General features: G+C 51.6%; 26 protein-coding genes. 8 read left to right on the forward strand and 18 right to left on the reverse strand.

Features of this window, described 5'->3' with window-relative positions:
* Positions 1 to 2 precede the first annotated feature (2 nt).
* From tatC to hisB, 9 genes are read right to left on the reverse strand one after another with little or no spacing between them, the layout of a single operon-like run.
* Positions 3 to 758: a twin-arginine translocase subunit TatC gene (gene tatC, locus IE055_RS11785; protein WP_189401286.1), complete on the reverse strand. Its 756-nt coding sequence runs from the start codon at positions 756 to 758 to the stop codon at positions 3 to 5.
* A gap of 60 nt (positions 759 to 818) precedes the next feature.
* Positions 819 to 1,133, reverse strand: coding sequence for a Sec-independent protein translocase protein TatB (tatB, locus tag IE055_RS11790; RefSeq protein WP_189401289.1), 315 nt, complete (start codon positions 1,131 to 1,133; stop codon positions 819 to 821).
* A 9-nt stretch (positions 1,134 to 1,142) separates the two neighbouring features.
* Entirely contained in the window at positions 1,143 to 1,346 is a 204-nt protein-coding gene (gene tatA / locus IE055_RS11795; protein WP_189401292.1) for a Sec-independent protein translocase subunit TatA, read from the reverse strand.
* 46 nt (positions 1,347 to 1,392) lie between these two features.
* Positions 1,393 to 1,734 carry a phosphoribosyl-ATP diphosphatase gene (locus IE055_RS11800; RefSeq protein ID WP_189401295.1) on the reverse strand — a complete coding sequence of 114 codons (342 nt, stop codon included), beginning with the start codon at positions 1,732 to 1,734 and terminating at the stop codon, positions 1,393 to 1,395.
* On the reverse strand, positions 1,724 to 2,110 hold the full coding sequence (gene hisI, locus IE055_RS11805) for a phosphoribosyl-AMP cyclohydrolase (protein ID WP_189401298.1): 387 nt from the start codon (positions 2,108 to 2,110) through the stop codon (positions 1,724 to 1,726). The genes IE055_RS11800 and hisI overlap by 11 nt, the downstream gene beginning before the upstream one ends.
* A 19-nt stretch (positions 2,111 to 2,129) precedes the next feature.
* Positions 2,130 to 2,912 (reverse strand): imidazole glycerol phosphate synthase subunit HisF, encoded by a 783-nt coding sequence (gene hisF, locus IE055_RS11810; RefSeq protein WP_189401301.1) that lies wholly within the window; start codon positions 2,910 to 2,912, stop codon positions 2,130 to 2,132.
* 26 nt (positions 2,913 to 2,938) lie between these two features.
* Entirely contained in the window at positions 2,939 to 3,676 is a 738-nt protein-coding gene (hisA, locus tag IE055_RS11815; RefSeq protein ID WP_189401303.1) for a 1-(5-phosphoribosyl)-5-[(5-phosphoribosylamino)methylideneamino]imidazole-4-carboxamide isomerase, read from the reverse strand.
* A gap of 12 nt (positions 3,677 to 3,688) precedes the next feature.
* Positions 3,689 to 4,330 carry an imidazole glycerol phosphate synthase subunit HisH gene (gene hisH, locus IE055_RS11820; protein WP_229794266.1) on the reverse strand — a complete coding sequence of 214 codons (642 nt, stop codon included), beginning with the start codon at positions 4,328 to 4,330 and terminating at the stop codon, positions 3,689 to 3,691.
* Between the two features lie 8 nt (positions 4,331 to 4,338).
* A complete protein-coding gene (gene hisB, locus IE055_RS11825) occupies positions 4,339 to 4,941 on the reverse strand; it encodes an imidazoleglycerol-phosphate dehydratase HisB (RefSeq protein WP_189401305.1) in 603 nt (200 codons plus the stop codon).
* A 224-nt stretch (positions 4,942 to 5,165) separates the two neighbouring features.
* Here hisB and IE055_RS11830 point away from each other — a divergent pair, with 224 nt between their 5' ends.
* The gene (locus tag IE055_RS11830) at positions 5,166 to 5,429 is read left to right on the forward strand and encodes a hypothetical protein (RefSeq protein WP_229794267.1); all 264 of its coding nucleotides are present in this window, start codon (positions 5,166 to 5,168) and stop codon (positions 5,427 to 5,429) included.
* A gap of 16 nt (positions 5,430 to 5,445) precedes the next feature.
* Positions 5,446 to 5,853, forward strand: a complete 408-nt coding sequence (locus IE055_RS11835) for a hypothetical protein (RefSeq protein WP_189401308.1) — start codon at positions 5,446 to 5,448, stop codon at positions 5,851 to 5,853.
* Between the two features lie 381 nt (positions 5,854 to 6,234).
* On the opposite strand, the gene IE055_RS11840 is transcribed toward IE055_RS11835, so the two are convergent.
* From IE055_RS11840 to bufA1, 6 genes are all read right to left on the reverse strand, one after another.
* On the reverse strand, positions 6,235 to 7,095 hold the full coding sequence (locus tag IE055_RS11840; RefSeq protein ID WP_189401311.1) for a fructosamine kinase family protein: 861 nt from the start codon (positions 7,093 to 7,095) through the stop codon (positions 6,235 to 6,237).
* Positions 7,092 to 7,961 (reverse strand): tRNA glutamyl-Q(34) synthetase GluQRS, encoded by an 870-nt coding sequence (gene gluQRS, locus IE055_RS11845; RefSeq protein WP_189401314.1) that lies wholly within the window; start codon positions 7,959 to 7,961, stop codon positions 7,092 to 7,094. Before gluQRS ends, IE055_RS11840 begins: the two co-directional genes overlap by 4 nt.
* 23 nt (positions 7,962 to 7,984) lie before the next feature.
* Positions 7,985 to 8,425 carry a DoxX family protein gene (locus IE055_RS11850; protein WP_189401318.1) on the reverse strand — a complete coding sequence of 147 codons (441 nt, stop codon included), beginning with the start codon at positions 8,423 to 8,425 and terminating at the stop codon, positions 7,985 to 7,987.
* 49 nt (positions 8,426 to 8,474) lie between these two features.
* Positions 8,475 to 10,079 carry an MNIO family bufferin maturase gene (bufB, locus tag IE055_RS11855; protein WP_189401320.1) on the reverse strand — a complete coding sequence of 535 codons (1,605 nt, stop codon included), beginning with the start codon at positions 10,077 to 10,079 and terminating at the stop codon, positions 8,475 to 8,477.
* Positions 10,080 to 10,084: 5 nt separating this feature from the next.
* Complete coding sequence (locus IE055_RS11860) at positions 10,085 to 10,375, reverse strand: BufA1 family periplasmic bufferin-type metallophore (RefSeq protein WP_189401323.1); 291 nt, start codon at positions 10,373 to 10,375, stop codon at positions 10,085 to 10,087.
* Positions 10,376 to 10,524: 149 nt separating this feature from the next.
* The gene (bufA1, locus tag IE055_RS11865; protein WP_189401326.1) at positions 10,525 to 10,926 is read right to left on the reverse strand and encodes a BufA1 family periplasmic bufferin-type metallophore; all 402 of its coding nucleotides are present in this window, start codon (positions 10,924 to 10,926) and stop codon (positions 10,525 to 10,527) included.
* A gap of 117 nt (positions 10,927 to 11,043) precedes the next feature.
* On the opposite strand from bufA1, the gene IE055_RS11870 reads away from it, so the two are divergent.
* From IE055_RS11870 to IE055_RS11880, 3 genes are all read left to right on the forward strand, one after another.
* Entirely contained in the window at positions 11,044 to 11,991 is a 948-nt protein-coding gene (locus IE055_RS11870) for an MBL fold metallo-hydrolase (RefSeq protein ID WP_189401329.1), read from the forward strand.
* A gap of 89 nt (positions 11,992 to 12,080) precedes the next feature.
* A complete protein-coding gene (argS, locus tag IE055_RS11875; protein WP_189401332.1) occupies positions 12,081 to 13,823 on the forward strand; it encodes an arginine--tRNA ligase in 1,743 nt (580 codons plus the stop codon).
* 23 nt (positions 13,824 to 13,846) lie between these two features.
* A complete protein-coding gene (locus IE055_RS11880; protein ID WP_189401335.1) occupies positions 13,847 to 14,440 on the forward strand; it encodes an SPOR domain-containing protein in 594 nt (197 codons plus the stop codon).
* Here IE055_RS11880 and IE055_RS11885 read toward each other — a convergent pair.
* Genes IE055_RS11885 through lpxD form a run of 3 tightly spaced genes read right to left on the reverse strand, consistent with a single transcriptional unit; the run spans position 14,437 to position 16,616 of the window.
* Positions 14,437 to 14,910 carry an arsenate reductase ArsC gene (locus IE055_RS11885; RefSeq protein ID WP_189401910.1) on the reverse strand — a complete coding sequence of 158 codons (474 nt, stop codon included), beginning with the start codon at positions 14,908 to 14,910 and terminating at the stop codon, positions 14,437 to 14,439. The two genes, IE055_RS11880 and IE055_RS11885, sit on opposite strands and share 4 nt — an antisense overlap.
* A 9-nt stretch (positions 14,911 to 14,919) precedes the next feature.
* Positions 14,920 to 15,579, reverse strand: a complete 660-nt coding sequence (locus IE055_RS11890; RefSeq protein ID WP_189401338.1) for a lysophospholipid acyltransferase family protein — start codon at positions 15,577 to 15,579, stop codon at positions 14,920 to 14,922.
* Positions 15,579 to 16,616: a UDP-3-O-(3-hydroxymyristoyl)glucosamine N-acyltransferase gene (lpxD, locus tag IE055_RS11895; RefSeq protein WP_189401341.1), complete on the reverse strand. Its 1,038-nt coding sequence runs from the start codon at positions 16,614 to 16,616 to the stop codon at positions 15,579 to 15,581. Before lpxD ends, IE055_RS11890 begins: the two co-directional genes overlap by 1 nt.
* Positions 16,617 to 16,786: 170 nt before the next feature.
* On the opposite strand from lpxD, the gene IE055_RS11900 reads away from it, so the two are divergent.
* The 3 genes from IE055_RS11900 to IE055_RS11910 are packed head-to-tail and all read left to right on the forward strand — an operon-like array spanning position 16,787 to position 19,154.
* Positions 16,787 to 17,815 carry a TAXI family TRAP transporter solute-binding subunit gene (locus IE055_RS11900; RefSeq protein WP_189401344.1) on the forward strand — a complete coding sequence of 343 codons (1,029 nt, stop codon included), beginning with the start codon at positions 16,787 to 16,789 and terminating at the stop codon, positions 17,813 to 17,815.
* A 1-nt stretch (position 17,816) separates the two neighbouring features.
* Positions 17,817 to 18,446, forward strand: coding sequence for a carbonic anhydrase (locus IE055_RS11905; protein WP_189401347.1), 630 nt, complete (start codon positions 17,817 to 17,819; stop codon positions 18,444 to 18,446).
* Positions 18,447 to 18,476: 30 nt separating this feature from the next.
* Positions 18,477 to 19,154: a TIGR00153 family protein gene (locus IE055_RS11910; RefSeq protein WP_189401350.1), complete on the forward strand. Its 678-nt coding sequence runs from the start codon at positions 18,477 to 18,479 to the stop codon at positions 19,152 to 19,154.
* The last annotated feature ends 1 nt before the right edge of the window (position 19,155 follow it).

Here is a 19,155-nt window from a genome sequence, read left to right on the forward strand (position 1 = left end):
AATTACGCTTCTTCGGATGCTGTCTCGGCTTGGCGCTTCTCCAGCCGACGAGCAAACAACAATCCAATTTCAAATAACAAACACACTGGCACGGCCAGCATGACTTGTGAGAATGGGTCGGGCGGGGTCATCAGCATACCAATAACGAATGCGCCGAGAATAAAGTATGGGCGTTGCTTGGCCACGCCTTCGGCAGAGATAACACCCATTCGAGTCAACAGCACAATAGCGACCGGCACTTCAAACGCAATGCCGAATGCAAAAAACAAACTCAGAGCAAAACTCATGTACGAGCCGATATCCGGCGTCAAGGCGACGCCTTCTGGCGTCATCTTGGCGAAGAATTCGAAAATAAGTGGAAACACCACAAAATACGCAAATAAAACACCGAGATAAAACAACACCGTTGAGGACACAATGAGCGGCAGAACAATCCGTTTTTCATTCCGATACAAACCCGGGGCCACAAAGGCCCAGATTTGATACAACACCCAAGGCACGCAAATTGCGAACGAGGCGGCAAACGCCAGTTTGAATGGAATAAAAAAGGTGCCATGCGGATCAACGGCAATCATATTGCCACCGTCGGGCAGACTGCGTAACAACGGTTCCGCGAACCAAGAATAAATCGTACTGGCAAAGGGTACTAAGCATATAAATACCACCAATACCGCACCCGATGCCCACAGCAACCGGTTGCGTAACTCAACCAAATGAGAGACGAACGATTCCTTATTTTGCTGTACTGGATCGGTCATGGTGTGGTCGGGGCGATAAACGTGTCGTGGTCGAAAGTGGCTAAATCAAAGTAGCTCAGCTCAAGATTCGGATTGGCTTGAACTGCCAGCATCATCTGGCTTGCTTGGTTTTTCGGCGGAATCGGCGAGGTCTCGACCGAACTGGCGGATATCGTTTTTGAAGTCCGCCATCTCGCGCTTGGCGTTTTCCAGATCTTCAAATGGTGTGCCTTCGATTTCTGACTGCATTTCGCTGCGTAGGCGATACATGCCTTGTCGCGCTTTGCGAATAAAGAAAGCTGCTTTCTGCGCTACTTCCGGCAGGCGCTCAGGGCCCATCACGATGATCAGCACAAACGCGACAACCAACAGCTCAAAGAAACCGATATCTAACATTGCGGCAACTTACTTGGTCTCGGCGTCCGACTTGTCAGTTTCGTCAACGGTTTCTTCTTTTTTTTCGGCGTCGTCATCCAAGGCCTTCTTAAAGCCTTTGACCGCACCACCAAGATCACTGCCCACGCCGCGTAGCTTCTTGGTACCAAAAATTAGCGCCACAATGACCAACACGATCAATAACTGCCAAATTGAAATTCCACCTAATCCCATGATTTATTCCTCTGTATCCAGCGTATGTCGACACATACGCGATTAACTATTTGTTCTGATTGCGAGCGTTTTTCTCATCTATACCACTGGTGCCCATTCTACGTGCCAGCTCGTCGATCACGGACTGTGGCGACTCGCCTTGTTGCACTAACAATAGCATGGTGTGAAACCAGAGGTCCGCGACCTCGTACACTACCTTTTTAGGATCACCATCTTTCGCTGCCATCACTGTTTCAGTGGCTTCTTCGCCAATCTTTTTAAGAATAGCATCTAAACCCTTACTGTACAGTGACGCGGCATAAGAAGAGCTCGGGTCTGCATCCCGCCGTTGCAAGAGTACCTCATGCAAGGCCGCCAACATATCATTCGATTCCGTTTTATCCACCATATATCTCTGCTGGGTCTTTAAGGATTGGCTCCACGGTTTGCCAGTCGCCGTCCTTGAAAACGCGGTAAAAGCAACTTTCACGCCCGGTATGACACGCAATGCCACCACGTTGCTCAACCTGAAGTTGAATCACATCCGCGTCGCAATCCAAGCGCAGCTCATGCACCACTTGATAATTTCCGGATTCCTCTCCTTTGCGCCATAAACGTTGCCTCGAGCGCGAAAAATATACAGCTCGCCCAGAGTCCGCAGTTTCCTGCAACGCATCGTGATTCATCCAGGCCACCATCAAAATTCGGCCGGAATTATAATCTTGTGCAATAGCTGGCACGAGGCCTTGTTCATTCCACTTTACTGCAGTTAACCAATCTGACATGACGCTATTCTCGGGTTCATTATAAACGCACTTCGATGCCGGCAGCGCGCATAGCGGCCTTGGCTTCGGGAACGGTGTACTCACCGAAGTGAAAAATACTGGCGGCTAAAACCGCATCTGCACCACCTAAAGTAATGCCTTCCACCAAATGCGTTAGTGTACCAACGCCGCCTGACGCGATTACCGGTATTGACACAGATTCACTCACCGCACGGGTCAATTTGAGGTCATAACCTGCTTTGGTGCCATCGCCGTCCATACTGGTAAGCAGGATCTCACCAGCCCCCAATTCGGTCATTTTTATCGCCCAGGCAACGGCGTCAATCCCAGTTGGTTTGCGTCCACCATGCGTAAAAATCTCCCAACGATCAGCCACATCACCACGCTCTATCCACGCGGTTTGCTTGGCGTCGATGGCCACCACAATGCACTGAGAACCAAAGTGTTTGCTGGCCTCACGCACAAACTCAGGCTTGAACACGGCCGTGCTATTGACCGCAATTTTATCCGCTCCGGCATTGAGTAATCGATGCACGTCTTTGAGCTCCCGCACACCACCGCCGACCGTCAATGGAATAAAGACCTCACTCGCCACATCTTCCACGACATGCAAAATCGTATCGCGATTGCTGGATGTGGCCGTGATGTCTAAAAAGGTAATTTCATCCGCGCCTTGTTGATTGTAGCGCTTGGCGACTTCGACCGGGTCACCGGCATCGCGAATACCAACAAAATTGACACCTTTGACAACGCGACCGTTGTCTACATCAAGGCAGGGGATTATGCGTTTGGCGAGCGGCATCGAAATTCTAACAAATAAACAAAGTATTAACTGGCACAGGAGTCAAGGTATGCCTGACCGGCTGCGAAGTCGAGTGAGCCTTCATAAATTGCACGCCCCGTAATCACACCGCTAACCCCAGACAACTCAATTTTTTGCAGCGCCACCAAGTCATCTAAATTCGTCACACCACCCGAGGCGATAATCGGAATCGACACCGACTCCGCTAAGGCTTGGGTCGCAGCGAGGTTGACGCCCTGCATCATGCCGTCACGTTCAATGTCGGTATAGACAATCGCTTGCACGCCGTCCGCTTCGAATTGTTTGGCCAGATCAACCACATTATGCTCTGTCATTGTCGCCCATCCATCAATCGCCACGATCCCGTTTTTCGCATCCAAGCCGATAATTAGATTGGGGCCATACTTAGCACCAATTTGGGCGATAAACTCGGGCTCTTGCGCTGCACGCGTGCCTATAATCGCGTATTGAACGCCAACATCAAGATACGCCTGAATGGTTGATTCGTCACGAATGCCACCACCAATTTGAATCGGCACCTCAGGAAACGCTTTGGCAATCTGATTAATCACTCCAGCATTGGCTGGTTTGCCGGCAAACGCACCGTCCAGATCAACCAAGTGCAGTCGTCGCGCGCCTAACTCGACCCATTTTTCGGCCATCGCAAGCGGGCTGTCGCTAAATACGGTAGAGTCTTCCATCAGACCCTGACGCAAGCGTACGCACTTGCCTTCTTTAATATCGATTGCTGGAATAAGTAACATTAAACGTGACCCTTAAGCGTGTGGATTCCATTGGGTAAAATTGGTTAACAGTTGAAGACCATCGTCGTGGCTCTTCTCAGGGTGAAACTGGACCGCAAATACATTACCGGCACCGACCGCCGCCACGTATTCATGTCCGTAATCCGCCAAACCCTGAACGTAATCCGCATCATGGCTTGGCACATTGGCGCAATAGCTGTGCAAAAAGTAAAAATGCCGTTGATCTGCGATACCGTGCCACATAGGGTGGTCTTGAGTCTGCTTGACTTGGTTCCAACCCATCTGCGGCACTTTGAAGCCAATTTTGGGTGTGTGAAATTGGTTAAAGTGGCGAACTCGTCCAGCAAACAAACCTAAACCATCAATGCCGCCATCTTCCTCACTGTGATCGAACATGGCTTGCATGCCCACACAGATGCCAAATAAGGGCTTTTGTGTTGCGGCCTCACGAATCGCTGCCTCAAGATTATGGAGACGCAATGATTCGAACCAGGTTTCTATCGCACCTTGGCCCGGCAATACAACACGATCGGCACGCCCCACCACCGAAGGGTCGTGCGTAATCTCAACCTGAGCATTGGGCGCTACTGTAATCAATGCCTGATGCACCGAGCGCAGATTACCTACCCCCAGATCAACGATTGCAATGTGCATGATGGGTACTACAAACTGCCTTTAGTGGACGGGATCACGTTCTCAGCGCGTTCGTCGTACTCCAGCGCCATACGCAAAGCACGACCAAACGCTTTAAAAATCGTTTCGGCAATGTGGTGTGCGTTCTTACCACGAATATTGTCAATGTGGACAGTCATGCGGGCATGGTTGACGAAACCATGAAAAAATTCATCAAACAGATCCACGTCAAAACCGCCGATCCGTGCACGTCGGTAATCCACACGGTGCATTAAGGTCGGACGACCAGAAAAATCCACCACGACACGACTCAATGCTTCATCCAACGGCACATAGGCATGGCCGTAACGTCGGATCCCTTGTTTATCGCCAATCGCCTGATGAACTGCCTGACCCAACGTAATGCCAATATCTTCAACAGTGTGATGATCATCAATGTGCAAATCGCCCTGACACGCAATGTCGAGATCAATCAGCCCATGACGGCCGATCTGGTCCATCATGTGCTCCAAAAAGGGCACGCCGGTTTTGAAACGGGTTTTGCCGGTTCCATCGAGATTCAATTTTATGGCGATTTTTGTTTCGCTGGTATCGCGCGAAACTTCCGCCATTCGATCTGGTCTTGAACTCATAGCTGGATAGTGAGTGGAGTGGTTTGCCGAGGCTATGTATTGTAATTCCCGAAATCGGACGCACATAGACTGTTAACTTAGGTCGCGAATTCTAACAAAGTTCCGTGGCTCGACCTATAACAAATCGCCCTACAATGTCGATATTTAAGTCATTACCATGATTCCGCCAGATTCGTGCGGCATACTATGTCTGTCGACCCGGATTGAAATGAGGTGGATTCAACATGAAAAATGCCGTTATAGTTAAATCAATGAAGCCGATCCCGTACGTCAGCGCCGTGCCGCGCAAATATCGAAGCTATATTCGAAATAAGGCCATCGATCGTGCCCGCACACGCATTATCGTCGCAGGCAATGACCCCAAGCTGATGTCGGCTGAAGACTTGGAAGTCGTGGTCAGAGAGGAAGAAGACAAAATCAAAAGCGCCATCCGCGACAAAGGTTTACTCGCCGTGCTAGCACTGCTAGGCCTGAACTTATTCAACTAGACGCTGGTACGCGCTCATGTTTAAACAGTTTTTTCGACTGGCCTTCGTTACGGTTATTTGGAAACAATACAAACAAGTTATCGTCTCCACACTCTTGTTGTTCATTTATATCTTCCTGGTGAGCAATATTCATGCGGATTTCCTGACGCATACTGAAATGCAAAAAGACACCACCGGCACCGGATTGAGCTTCATTGCCAAGTGGCTGGCGTATGCACTCGGTGTCGGCATGTATTTCGCCTACCATGCGTTTCGGGGGCGCGACAAGAAGTCAAAATCCAGTAAAAAATCCAAGCATAAAGTCTCTACCAACCCGAGCGTGATCGATGTTGATAAGGAATCAGATGAAAACGACCCGTTTGCTGAAATTCGCAAGCGTAAAACATTACGCAGTCGAGCCGATTTTCTAGAGGGCAAGGACTAACGAAAGAAAACAAGAAATTTGACTGGCATTAAAAAAGCCCGCTGGAGGGGTTGGGATCTCCAGTGGGCTGTGCGTTAGGGGCGTACTGTTCCGATGATACTTAAGAAACACGGGTTGGAGTTGTTTCCTAAAGCCTAATCATTTTTTCAATGAAACGTACCTTCAAGGTCGTCAAAGTCTAACGTTCGGCGCGGGTTGGGTGGACGCAGAAAGTAACTTATTTGTATGACGAATTTCCCCCTAGATAAGCACCATCACGAGTGGTTTGGGTGGTTCGTGACAATACCTTACACTTGACCGAGATTACGCCTCACTTACAGGGCTGTCAAGGTCCTGAAATAATAAAACACCTATATTTTATGCGGCATTCAAGCTTGTGTCTTAATTAAGACACCTGATAATCATTGGCAAATAGCCACTGCCAAAAAGATTGAAATGGTTAAGTGCATGATATAAATCATAAATTTTGCAATGCTTGGTGAAATTGTGGCGGCGCGGCATAAGCTCATGATAAGCCGAATAGAATGCGTGCGGAAAACCACCAAAAAGTCGAGTCATGGCGATATCCGCCATCGGGTCGCCAAAATAGGGCGCTGGGTCATAGAATATTGGCTTACCTTGGCGCGTAATGGACGCATTCCCGGCCCACAGATCACCATGCAACAACGCCGGACGCGCAACATCCACCTCAATCAGGCACGCCAGCTGGCTCATTAAATCGCGAACTTGAACCTCTACCTCGCGAGCCAACCCCCGTCGCACCGCCATCGTCAACTGCGGTGCCAACCGACGTTCGCGGTAAAATGTCACCCAATCTGCATGCTCGGTATTAGTCTGCGGCGTTCGCCCAATATGATTGTCTGTAGGCCAACCATAGTTGGCGGATGTGATCTGATGCTGTAGTGCCAGCAACTGACCCATCTGCGCGGCATTCTGGTCGTTTTCAGGTCGATGTAAATCGAGGTACTCAAGACACAACACAACGAAGTCACCATCCCGCTGCACCGTGATCGGTCGAGGATACCAATGCGCACCTAGTGCATGCAAAGCTTGCAGGGATGCGAACTCGGTTTCCAACGCTGCTGCACCGACCCCAACATTACATTTGGCAAACAACTGCTCCCCTTCGCCCACGGTCACCGAAAAAGCGTGATGTGAGTCACCACCCATCACTGGACTGATGGCGACCACAGTTTGACCCAAGCCCTGCTCGAGCAGCGCAGTTGCCAACTCAACGTTCATGCCAATACCACGTTGAGCTGCGGCAAAGTCAGCTCAGCGAGCAACTCCGCTGCTGAGATAGGCGCAGATACCGACGTTAAACCGAGCGCGTGAACCAATGCACCAATCACGGATTCCGGGCTCTGCCCTTGTTCGCGGACCTGTCGTAGCGAGTGTGAGCCATCACGCTTGGCCATTCGATGCCCACTGGCATCCTTCAGCAAAGGGGCATGATGGTACTGCAATGCGACGTGTTGCGGTGCAAGCAACGATGCGAGATAGCGTTGACGATCCGTGCTGTCAGCAAGGTCTGCTCCCCGAACAACGTTGGTTACCTCTTGGGCCAGATCATCGACCACGACGGCCAACTGATAAGCAAACAACCCATCAGCACGACGCACGACAAAATCGCCGCAGCAATCTGCGAGCGTCACGGGAACCCGCACCCTAATCGCGGGCGACTTGTGTCTGGCTTTGGCCGCTTGTTGCTCGGCGTTCAGGCCACGACAGGTTCCGGGGTAGACTCCAACATGTCGATGCGGTGCACTGGCTGCAGAAAGAATATCTTTGCGCGAACAATAACACGCGTAGGTTAACCCTTGTTCGGATAACCAATCCAGCGCATGCTGGTAGTGCGCTGTCCGCGCCGATTGGTAGACCACCTGACCATCCCAATCTAGGCCCAACCACTCCAGGTCATGCAGTATGGACATATCACTCCCCGGTACCGTTCGAGGCGTATCGAGATCCTCCATTCGCAACAAAAAGGTGCCCTGATGCAAGCGCGCATGTAACCATGCCAACAACGCTGTTTGTACATTACCCAGATGGAGATCACCCGTTGGAGAGGGCGCGTATCGTCCCACGTAGTTTGCCGCATTTTGCATGCGGCAAGAATAGCAAATCCGATCTAAACTGCGTAGCGCGGACTATCTAAATTGGTTTGACGAAATAGCCAGTAATCCAGCGAACAACGCGAACCGCCTTCGCTTAACAAAAAACCAAGCACCAGCATCCACCAATAGTGCAGGTGGTCCGGCAACACCAAAAACTGAATCATGGCCGTCATGATCAACAAACCCAGCGCGCTGATCCTCGCGCCCAAGCCCAAAACCAGCATGACCGGCAATATAAGCTCTCCCGCAGTTGCCAAGATCGCCGCCGGCATCGGAGCCAAGAAGGGAATCGCCCAGTCATCCGCAAAAAACTCGACCGTACTCTCAAAGTCATCAATCTTTACCAGCCCGGAACGAAAGAATACCCAGCCAATATAGATCCGTGCAATGAGATTAATTAGGGGGCCTAATGCGTGAGTACAAAATGCATTGAATTTGGAAAATAGAAGAAACATAGCGCCTCGAAGGTGGTGCCCGCACCCAGCTGCCTGCTGAGCGGACGTGTTAGCCGTTAACCAACAAATCCTGGTCGAAACAGAACCCCAGAACTGTGGCCAACGTGTGTTCTTCTATAGACCCGTGCAGCGCCTCAATAGCTTGCAGCAAATGGGTGGATTTTTTCAGCTGCTTGAAAAACAGTGTCTCGTGATCCTCAAGGCACCGATCCACGACCTGACCCCGGCACTTGTAAACGAGCACCGTATCCTGACTCTGGCCTAAATGAATCGACACAGGATCAGCGTAGTCAGGCAGCGACTGACGACGAATCTCGAAGATCGGAAACGCTGATTCGATCAAGTGGACACTGGCATTTAGCTTAACCGGTATAGTCAAAACCTCGTCCTGAGGCATCGCATGGGCATTCAGAGTGTTGTCTATGGATGCAAAGTAAGCACGATGCAGCGCCCATTCATAGGCAATCAAGTCACGCAGATATGGCATCGATGCCATACCCTCAATGTCCAAGTCGCCCAGTGCTGAGCCGTAACGATGAATGTCACCGTTTGCGGGCGGCGACAACACGATGGTTGCCTGCACCAGAGTCCGAAAGAATCCTTCTCCGACCACGCCCAAGGTTGCTGGGAAAACCTCTGCCAGATAGTCGTGTACGGCTGCCTGCACATTGTTTCGATAGATAGTCACCCGATGTTGGTGGCTCAGATCGACACCCGGTGCGCCCCGATCGCCACCCAATAAGGCGTCAAGGAATTGAGTTTGGTGCGCACCCAGCGACACCGGTGACGAGGCGACTGGCGCGGAATTAACATTAGGACGTTGCGTTACCGTAGCAACCGATCGTTGTACTGCATCCGCTTTATCGCACTCCGCACACAATTGCCCCAACGGCGGCAGCGCCGAGTCCCATTCGATCAAGGTTGGCTTGTGTCCCAGAACCGTCAGACTGTACCGATACAGAGCCCAAACATCGTCCGTAATGGTGTGATCATGGGTATCAATCAACATGGTTTCCGACCCGTCGCCCGTATCACGGGTAACCACGGTATGGCCCGCCAGATGATACTGCTGCACGCAGTCCGGGTTCAATGTCGCCAGATACGCCTTGGGGTCGCGTTGCATATTGGTTGCTGAGACGTAAACATTGTTCACGTCTACCAGCAAGCCGCAACCCGTACGCGACGCCAACTCGTTTAAAAACTCAGCTTCTGGGATTTGCAGATAATCAAACAACAGGTAGTTAGATGGATTTTCAATCAGCACCTGTCGACCAAGCACCGACTGCATTTGATCAATATGCTCGCACATTATCCCCAAAGATGATTCGGTCAATGGCAGAGGCAGTAAATCCGGAACATGACGATGCGCGTAGGCACTCCAAGCCAGATGTTCTGAGACCAACAACGGATCAACATCATCGGCTAGGCCTTTTAGTGCTCGCAGGTGAGCCCGATCTAACTCATCTGCGCGGCCAAGTGACAACCCAACCCCGTGCAAGGAAATTGGGTAATCCTGGCGCAGCTGCACGAGTGCGTCACGCGCTGGGGAAGAGCCAAAATAATTCTCTGAATGGGCTTCAAAAAACCCAAGGTCGGGTTTAGTTTCCACCACTGCCTGAAACAGCGGCGCGCGGATGCCTAAACCCGACTTCACAAAAACTAAGAGTCCGCTTTGGCGTCAGCTTTTTTCTTAGGCGCTTTCACCACACCGCCAACAATTTTCTCGCAGGTGCCTTTGGGCAAGTAAATCCACTCATTCGCATCGCCATCGGTTTTGGCCATACCAGCACAACCGTGGCCGTTCGCGCCACAATCATTCATACCGGCCTTGGCGACACCTTGACATTTTTCGTAGCCGTCTTTGCCTGCGTGCGCCAAATTGGCGTTAGCACTCAGTGCGACAGCCAGTACTGATGCTGCCAGCGCGGTTGATTTTGTATTTCTATTCATAATATTGCTCCTTATCTCGGTTTGGGGTTTGTAGGTAGTTTTGCTAACTAAGCCACGGATCTACTGCACGGCAAATACCGGCAGCATTTGAACCACGGGAACGTTAGTGTGCCATAGCCTCTGTGAGCATCAAGCACCGCAATCCGCGGTTAAATCGATTCACCGAATTTGTCGACCAGTCGACCACCAACGATCGATGCATCTTCCTGCTCGGCAATACGCTTACAGGATTTGGCCAGGCGTTTCTCATCGGTGCCAATCGGTGCGTTTGCGTCGCCGGCGCAGATCGCAACGATATTGCCGCAGGTTCCCGCGGGCACTTTGATCCAAGCACCGCGCGTATTGTCGTGTGGTGCCGAACCCTGACAAGAGGTGCCCAATGCTTTGATCGCACAGTCATTTTTACCACCTTTAACCACGTCAGCACAACGCTCTGTCGACGATCCAGCCTGAGCTAGCGGCGCAGCAGTCATTAACGCTGCAGAAAGAATCGAGCTGGCGATTGCGGCATTGAAACCTGCCGTGGTGATTTTGTTACGTTTGGCTTGCATAGTGAGCACACTCCTAATTGTAGTTACTTATCAAATGTTACACTTCATAAGAACCGCAAGCCCGGCGGATGCTTACACCTTTCTTTCCACAATTCCATTTTTATCGAGCGAACCAACATGTCTAAACATCAACCGCACGCCGAGATTGTCACACTCGATGCGCTTTATTACGAACCTGAGCTGGCTTCGATTCACCTATTGCGATCTGATAACCGCATCGCCATCATTGATACCGGCACCGTGTTTTCGGTACCTCAAGTTGAGACAGCTTTACAAACACAAGGGCTGACATTTGAACATGTCGATTTAATTATTTTGACGCATATTCACCTAGATCACGCCGGCGGCGCCGGCGCTTTGATGCAGCGCTGTGCCAACGCCACACTGGTGGTTCATCCTCGCGGTGCCCGCCATATGGCCGACCCCGGCAAACTGATCGCTGGTGCAACTGCCGTGTACGGTGAAGCTGAGTTCGCCAAGCTGTACGGCGAAATCATCCCGATTGATGCGAACCGCATGTGGCAACCAGAAGATGGAGAATCACACGATTTTAATGGTCGCAAATTGACCTTTCTGGATACCCCAGGCCACGCCAGTCATCATCATTGCATTGTGGATCACAACAGCAACAGCATATTCACTGGCGACACTCTGGGCATCGCATACCCTGCGCTGCGAACAAATGGTAAGGCATTTATGATGCCAACCACCACACCGGTACAATTCAATCCTGAAGCATTGCATGCATCCATCGATAAAGTCATGGCCTATCAGCCAGAAACCTTGTATTTGACGCACTACGGCGCCTTGCAACCAACACCCGCGCACATTGCCGGGCTGCATGAACAAATCGACGACTACGTTATGCTGACACAACAAGCGGCAGAAGCCGGTGACAATTTCGAAGCTGACCTCAGCGACCGCTTACTGGATTACTTGGTACGTCGCTGTTTGAACGAGGTTCCCGAGGTTGGGGAATCAACCGCACGCCACTGGCTAAAGCTGGATGCCGGCTTGAATGCACAAGGGTTAGCGTTCTGGTGGCAACACAAACGCCGCGCGTAAAACCGGGTTTGAAGTCTGTCTTATCCACGCGCAACGGGTTAAAATCGCTGCCTGAAATTTTAGGCTACCTTGCCAACTGAGAAACGCCCTTGAAAGACCAATTACATACGCTGTTCAGTCACGCTATTGACCAGCTCAAAGCAGACCAAGTCATCCCCGCGGACCACCAAGTTAATTTGATGTTCGAGCGGACTCGGCAGCGTGAACACGGCGATTTTGCCACCAATGTCGCCATGACCCTAGCCAAGCCCGCACGTCGCAACCCGCGCGAACTGGCCGAACTCGTCGTGGCTGCGCTACCGGCGGATGATCTGATCACTAAAGTCGACATTGCCGGCCCAGGATTTATCAATGTGTTTCTGGATACCAGCGCCCGGTATGCTGTACTAAACGATGTACTGGCAGCGGGCGACCAGTACGGTTTAGCCCGGCCTGGATCTGGCCAGAAAGTAATGGTTGAGTTCGTGTCGGCCAATCCGACTGGCCCATTGCATGTCGGTCATGGTCGCGGCGCCGCGTACGGTGACGCACTTGCCCGCGTTTTGAGTGCTGCCGGACACACCGTGGCACGCGAATATTACGTAAACGACGCCGGACGCCAAATGGACATACTGGCCGTAAGTGTGTGGATCCGTTACTTACAGGCCAACGGGATCGACGCAACCCTGCCAGAGAACGCGTATCAAGGCGATTACGTGACCGATATGGGGAACCAGTTGGCGGCAGAGCACGGTGATGCTTACGTCGTTAGCGCCGAGGACATAATCGCAACCCGCGCTGAATTAGAACTGGAGGCCGCCCTGGATGCGGTGATTGCGCTCGCCAAGAACAGGCTAGGCGAAACTGGCTTTGGCGTGTTTTTTGAGCTGGCTCTGGAATCAATTCTAAACGACATTCGCCAGGATTTGGGCGAGTTTGGTGTGCACTACGACACGTGGTTCTCAGAGCGTTCACTGTACACCAGTGGCAAAGTCGATGCGGTGATCAAAAAGCTACAGGCCTCCGGTGATATTTATGAAAAGGGCGGTGCGCTGTGGTTCAAAACCACAGCCTATGGCGACGAGAAAGATCGCGTGGTGGTACGCGAGAACGGGCAGCCAACCTATTTTGCTTCGGACATTGCCTACCACGCAGACAAGTTAGAGCGCGGCTTCGACTTGGCGATCAACGTTTGGGGCTCGGACCATCACGGCTACATTCCCCGCGTGGTCGCCGCCTTGCAAGCACTCGGCTTAGAGCCAGAAAAACTCAAAGTGCTGTTAGTGCAGTTCGCCGTACTGTGGCGCAACGGCGAAAAAGTACCGATGTCGACGCGTAAGGGGGAATTCGTCACACTGCGCGATTTACGTGATGAAATTGGGTCTGACGCTGCACGTTTCTTTTATGCGCAGCGCAAGTCAGAGCAGCATATGGATTTTGACCTTGACCTTGCAAAATCGCACAGCAACGAAAACCCAATGTATTACGTGCAATATGCGCATGCTCGGATCTGCCGAATTTTCGATACCGCAGCCGAGCGCGACATTCAGTTTCAGGCCGCAAATAACGATCAGCTAGCACGGTTGGACGGCGAGCATGAGATTGCCTTGTTGACTTTGCTGGCACGCTTTCCAGAGATGATTCAAAGCGCTGCGGCGAGTTATGAGCCACATCAAATCAGCTACTACCTACGCGACGTCGCTACGGCATTTCACGCATATTACAATGCCAGCAAGATCCTTGATGCGGAGCCAGAAGCGCGGCAAGCTATGCTCACTTTGTGTGCAGCAACACGACAGGTTTTGCGCAACGGATTGAGCGTGCTTGGTGTTGGTGCTCCCGACTCAATGTAATTTTAACTGGGTTCCCGCTTGCCATGCCTCAAGCACGACGTATTAAAAAGAAACCTGCCAAGTCCACCCGACGCAAATCCAAACCACGTAATATCCCGTGGGGATTGCTGGTGGTGGTATTGGTGACAGGGGTCATCTTAGGAAAACTACTGTCTGGCGCGCAGAATAACGATTCGGGGCTAGGTTCGGGTTTACGTGCGCTGGTGAACAATTTCGACGCCGATCCGGTTGACGACGACGAAGCCATCGCCGAACTGGTTGAGAAAGAGAGCACCGAGAAAGAGTTCGACTTCTACTCCGTGTTACCAGACATCGAACAAGTCATGCCAGACGATCTACCCGAAGCCGCACCATCACGCACGGACTCTGATTTGATCTATTACGTGCAGGCTGCGTCATTTCGACACCAGGCCGACGCTGAAAAGCTTCGTGCGCGCTTGGCACTCAAAGGGTTTAAGTCTATTACGCAGGTCCGCACATCACCCGAAACCGGCACCTTCTATCGCGTGCGGCTTGGCCCGTACCCTGACCGCCGAAAGGCCAAAACGGCTAAAAACCAGCTGCAGCGGGCGGGCGTGCGGCCGATGGTTTACTCGGTCAAGAGTTCAGCCGGTTAAGCGGGATGCTGCGCGGCAATCGCCAGCAATCGCTGCTTTAACGCGGCACTATTTTCAGCGACATCAAACGCACTCAAAGCCTGAATCCGCCGAGCCAGAACATCAATGGTGTGATTAAACGCATTTTTTTGAGCGGCTGGCTCAATCTGTTTGGACGGATCGGGGATACCCCAATGCACCTGAGTAGACTCACCAAACCATACCGGACAAGACTCCTTTGCTGCTGAATCACACAAAGTTAAAATGGCATGCGGCTTAAAATCCTCAAACTCATGCCAGGATTGACTGCTTAGCCCCGTGGTTGTTAAGCCATGCTGCGCCAGGAATGCCAGCGATAACGGGTGAACCTCGCCTTGTGGCGCACTGCCGGCGCTGGCAGCAAGCAATCGACCACCACTGCGCTGGTTGGCAATGGCCTCAGCGAGAATACTGCGACAGCGATTATGGGTACAAATAAATAGAATACGTATCGCCATACCCTACTGTGCCGCAGCCTGCTTCAGAGCATCAACGTTTCGCATCATGGCGACCCGTACTTTCTCTGCCGTGGCCTCTGGGTCTTGCTTAAACTCGTCACGGCTCACCAAAACCGGATCACCCATGCCAATATGAATGGTTGAAAAAGGCTTTGGAAACCGGTGATTGTCCCAGCTATTTAGCACCCATTGGCGACTGGCTTCGATGTGAAACGGCACAATCGGCGCATTGCCCGCCGTTGCCAGCCACAGCACACCCTGCTGCACCTGATACTTGGGACCACGCGGACCATCTGGGGTCAGTGCCACCGCCTTGCCACGACGCAAGAGCTTTAACACGGCTCGAGTTGCCCCAGAGGACCCTTTGGAACTTGAACCACGCACCGTGTCGTGCCCAAATAAAGCGCCAAGCCGGGCCACGTACTCACCATCTCGACTGGCGCTCACCATGCAGGTCAAGCCACGGTTACGCATTGCCCAGGGCGCAAAAGTTGAACAGTTGTGCCACATACTTAGAATCCAAGCCTGCTGCTGTTCAGTCAGTTGATCCAGCACCGCCTTATTGTGCCAACGAACGCGACAGGTCCAAGTGATCAAGGTCATGACCAGCTTGATCAAATACGGAACGAGAATAAATTTTAACTCAGTGTTACGTTCAGCCATCAGTCCGGGGCATCCAGCTGCGCCTGCAGTTTCCGTAATTTCTGCTCCAATTTCGCGACCTTTTTGGCGAGAGTGATAGTACGCACATACTCCTTGAGCGGCTGTGCCGGTGTGCCAGCATATTTGCCGCCAGTTGGTATGTCTTCAGTGACACCGGCACGGTGTAATAGAATAGTGTGGTCAGGTACGGTTTTATGGTCGAGAATACCGACCTGGCCCGACGTAATGACATGGCGACCAATACGACTGGAACCGGCCACACCCGTCTGCGCAGTTAACAACGTGTTCTCCCCAACCTGCACGTTATGCGCCACATGCACCAAATTGTCGATTTTAACCCCAGCGCCAATTTCAGTGACGCCATACGTGCCGCGATCGATACAAGTATTGGAACCAACGTGCACATCGTCATGTAACCTAACGTATCCGGTATGAGGTACTGGCTGATAACTGCCTTCTTTATTCGGCACAAAACCATAGCCTTCACCGCCGATTATCGCGCCGGCTTGAATATTCACGCGCTCACCGATCTGTGACTTGTAGCCGATGTTGACGCCGGTGTGTACGACGCTATCTCGTCCAATGCGCACATCATGCTCAATAACCGCATTCGCGCGAATGATCACGTTTTCATCTAATTCACAGTCTGCACCAATCACCGCGTTAGGACCGATTCGACAGCCTGACGCGACCTTGGCGCTGGCATGGATAACGGCGCTCGGGTGAATGGCCTCCCATTCGGTGTCAGCGCTTAAATACGGGTCGAACCTGCGTTTCATCAACGCCTGCGCCAGACGCACATCGTCGACACTCACTACCAGGGCACGCGTCACAGGCGCTACCTGCAGCGCAACGCGTTCTGAAGTCACCACGACCGCCACTTGATCGGGCAGGTCTTCGGCCTTCTGTAAAAAGATCAAGCTGGTGGGCCCAGCAGTATCCGGGCTGTCAGTACGCTCAAAATAGCCGTGCTCACCGGCGCTGGCTAACACAATGTGCTGAAACTCAGACACTAATTCTTGGGTGGAAAATCTCATGCCGCACATGATACGCCACAGCGATTATTAACGTCCATCCCTGCGAATAAACGATTCTTCACCACGAGGTACAACACCGACCTCATTTAATCGGCGGCTCCCTAGAGTTGGACTGCGAAGTTGGCTATAGTACCTTGTTACGATAACTCTCGTTGACGAGCGGCCTAGCCATGCCCAACTCTGCCAAATCGGCAACCATTCTATTACTCATTGCCAGCTTATTGGCTTGCGACCAGGTGACTGAAACCGCCGAGCCGACCAATGAACAAGCCACCTCTCTGCTGGCTGCACCGGACCGTTCACTGACGCATTTATTCATAGGTACCGGCAGTGTGCAGGGCGTTTACTTTCCAATCGGAGGCGTAATCTGTCGGCTGCTTAATCGGCATAAAGAACGCCACCGCATACGTTGCTCGCTGGAGAGTACAGGAGGATCTATCTACAATCTGCATGAGTTGCGCGCGGGAAATTTTGATTTGGTTTTTGCGCAATCCGATTGGCAATTTCATGCCTATCACGGCACCAGCACCTTCGAAAAAACCGGCCCCAACCAAGACTTAAGAGCGGTATTTGCACTGGAAGCCGACCCGGTAATTCTGCTGGTTAGAGAAGACAGTGATATTCAACAAATCAACGATTTACAACAGCGGACTGTCAGCTTCGGTTACACGCGTTCACTACAGCACCGCATCATGAACGACTACCTAACCGTCAAAGGCTGGAATCAGGACAGCTTTAGTGCGGTAGTCCCCATGAGCGACACCCGGCAATTAAGTCAGTTATGTGCGGGCAAGATCGATTCCGCGTTGTTGCTGTCCAGCAGTTTGACAGACCACTTGGCAACGCTCGATGCGCAGTGTAAATTGCGCATGGTCTCGATTACCGACGACGCGGTGTCGGCGGTGATAAATAAGCACCCATACTACCGTACCGGATTGATCCCCAAAGGCCGATACTTAGACGCACCGCAAGACACGCGCTCATTTGGGCTCGGTGCAACCTTTGTGGCACTCGAATCCACCTCACCCAAAGCGATCTATCATGTGGTGAAAGAAGTGGTGGAGAACTTTCGTGACTTTAAATCCCTGCATCCATCGCTATCGGAATTGGATAAAGAAGAACTATCCAACGCCGGGATTTCCATCCCTCTGCACCCTGGTGCAGTTCGTTATTACAAAGAAGCCAGACTGCTAAACTAAGATGATTGATTCAGAACTCGCACTACAAAAACTTATCGAAGGGAATAAACAATTCGTGGCCGCCACCGCGGGTACCGACGTGGCCGAAATCACCACCACGCTCAAACGCACCTCCATCCAGGAAGGGCAAAAGCCCTTTGCGATCATTCTGGGATGCTCGGACTCGCGGGTTCCAGCGGAGTTGGTGTTTAACTGTGGTTTGGGCGACTTATTCGTGATTCGCGTGGCAGGTAATATCGTTGCACCGTCGCAAATCGGCAGTATCGAGTTCGCCTGCCAGCAATTTAATGTGCAGCTGGTGGTGGTACTTGGGCACTCTCATTGTGGCGCAATTAATGCGACGGTACAGGCACTGACTGAAGACCACGATGCGATTTCACCCAATATCGCTTCTATTGTAGATCGTGTCACACCAGCGGTTCTACCGGTCGTCAACGCGCATAAAGACTGTGGCCACGCGGAGCTGATTCATCGAGCCATGCGCGCCAATGTCGAACAGTCGGTCAACGGCTTAAAACTTCGCTCCAGACAATTACGCCAACTTGTTCGCAACAACAAGTTGAAAATCGTTGGTGCGGAATACTCAATCGAAACCGGTGAAGTCGAATTTTATCTAGATGATGAAGTTTAAACTTAAAGCAACACGTTAGAGGTAACACTCATGGTCGGCAGTCCGTTTACTAATCTCTTTGGTCAATCTCCGATTCGGCCCATTCAAGAGCATATCGGTCACGCGCACCAATGTGCCGTGTTGCTGCAGCCATTCGTTGAAGCCGCGATAAAAAATGACTGGGACTCGGCCAATGCTTTGTATAAACAAATATCCGATCTTGAACACAAAGCGGACGAGGCTAAAACCAAACTGCGCGCCAACTTGCCCAGCAGCCTGATGATGCCCGTTGATCGTGGCGATCTATTATTGATGGTCAGCAAACAAGACAAAATAGCCAACCACACCAAAGACATCGCCGGCATTATGGTTGGGCGTCAGATGCAGATTCCATTAGAAATCAGCGAGTCGATGCGCAAATTTGTCGAAATCGCCATCGAGACTTCGGCACAGGCAGTCAAAGCGGTGAACGAGATGGACGAATTGCTGGAACTCGGTTTTAAGGGTCGCGTACTCGAGGTGGTTGAAAAACTGATCGAAGAACTGAACCGGCTAGAACATGAGAACGATGAATTGCAGATTCAGGTTCGCAGTGAACTGTTCCAAATTGAAGATTCGTTATCACCCGTCAATGTCGTCTTTCTTTACAAGGTCATTGAGGGGATCGGAGCCTTGGCTGACGCGGCACAAAGTGCTGGCGGTAAGCTGCAATTATTGATCGCGCGCTGAG

Origin of the sequence: Arenicella chitinivorans, from assembly GCF_014651515.1 — a bacterium.
GTDB lineage: Bacteria > Pseudomonadota > Gammaproteobacteria > Arenicellales > Arenicellaceae > Arenicella > Arenicella chitinivorans.

Coding starts and splice junctions, on each gene's coding strand:
- tatC (WP_189401286.1), bottom strand. CDS start 758: ATGACCGATCCAGTACAGCAAAATAAGGAATCGTTCGTCTCTCATTTG.
- tatB (WP_189401289.1), bottom strand. CDS start 1,133: ATGTTAGATATCGGTTTCTTTGAGCTGTTGGTTGTCGCGTTTGTGCTG.
- tatA (WP_189401292.1), bottom strand. CDS start 1,346: ATGGGATTAGGTGGAATTTCAATTTGGCAGTTATTGATCGTGTTGGTC.
- IE055_RS11800 (WP_189401295.1), bottom strand. CDS start 1,734: ATGGTGGATAAAACGGAATCGAATGATATGTTGGCGGCCTTGCATGAG.
- hisI (WP_189401298.1), bottom strand. CDS start 2,110: ATGTCAGATTGGTTAACTGCAGTAAAGTGGAATGAACAAGGCCTCGTG.
- hisF (WP_189401301.1), bottom strand. CDS start 2,912: ATGCCGCTCGCCAAACGCATAATCCCCTGCCTTGATGTAGACAACGGT.
- hisA (WP_189401303.1), bottom strand. CDS start 3,676: ATGTTACTTATTCCAGCAATCGATATTAAAGAAGGCAAGTGCGTACGC.
- hisH (WP_229794266.1), bottom strand. CDS start 4,330: ATGCACATTGCAATCGTTGATCTGGGGGTAGGTAATCTGCGCTCGGTG.
- hisB (WP_189401305.1), bottom strand. CDS start 4,941: ATGAGTTCAAGACCAGATCGAATGGCGGAAGTTTCGCGCGATACCAGC.
- IE055_RS11830 (WP_229794267.1), top strand. CDS start 5,166: ATGAAAAATGCCGTTATAGTTAAATCAATGAAGCCGATCCCGTACGTC.
- IE055_RS11835 (WP_189401308.1), top strand. CDS start 5,446: ATGTTTAAACAGTTTTTTCGACTGGCCTTCGTTACGGTTATTTGGAAA.
- IE055_RS11840 (WP_189401311.1), bottom strand. CDS start 7,095: ATGAACGTTGAGTTGGCAACTGCGCTGCTCGAGCAGGGCTTGGGTCAA.
- gluQRS (WP_189401314.1), bottom strand. CDS start 7,961: ATGCAAAATGCGGCAAACTACGTGGGACGATACGCGCCCTCTCCAACG.
- IE055_RS11850 (WP_189401318.1), bottom strand. CDS start 8,425: ATGTTTCTTCTATTTTCCAAATTCAATGCATTTTGTACTCACGCATTA.
- IE055_RS11860 (WP_189401323.1), bottom strand. CDS start 10,375: ATGAATAGAAATACAAAATCAACCGCGCTGGCAGCATCAGTACTGGCT.
- bufA1 (WP_189401326.1), bottom strand. CDS start 10,926: ATGCAAGCCAAACGTAACAAAATCACCACGGCAGGTTTCAATGCCGCA.
- IE055_RS11870 (WP_189401329.1), top strand. CDS start 11,044: ATGTCTAAACATCAACCGCACGCCGAGATTGTCACACTCGATGCGCTT.
- IE055_RS11880 (WP_189401335.1), top strand. CDS start 13,847: ATGCCTCAAGCACGACGTATTAAAAAGAAACCTGCCAAGTCCACCCGA.
- IE055_RS11890 (WP_189401338.1), bottom strand. CDS start 15,579: ATGGCTGAACGTAACACTGAGTTAAAATTTATTCTCGTTCCGTATTTG.
- lpxD (WP_189401341.1), bottom strand. CDS start 16,616: ATGAGATTTTCCACCCAAGAATTAGTGTCTGAGTTTCAGCACATTGTG.
- IE055_RS11900 (WP_189401344.1), top strand. CDS start 16,787: ATGCCCAACTCTGCCAAATCGGCAACCATTCTATTACTCATTGCCAGC.
- IE055_RS11905 (WP_189401347.1), top strand. CDS start 17,817: ATGATTGATTCAGAACTCGCACTACAAAAACTTATCGAAGGGAATAAA.
- IE055_RS11910 (WP_189401350.1), top strand. CDS start 18,477: ATGGTCGGCAGTCCGTTTACTAATCTCTTTGGTCAATCTCCGATTCGG.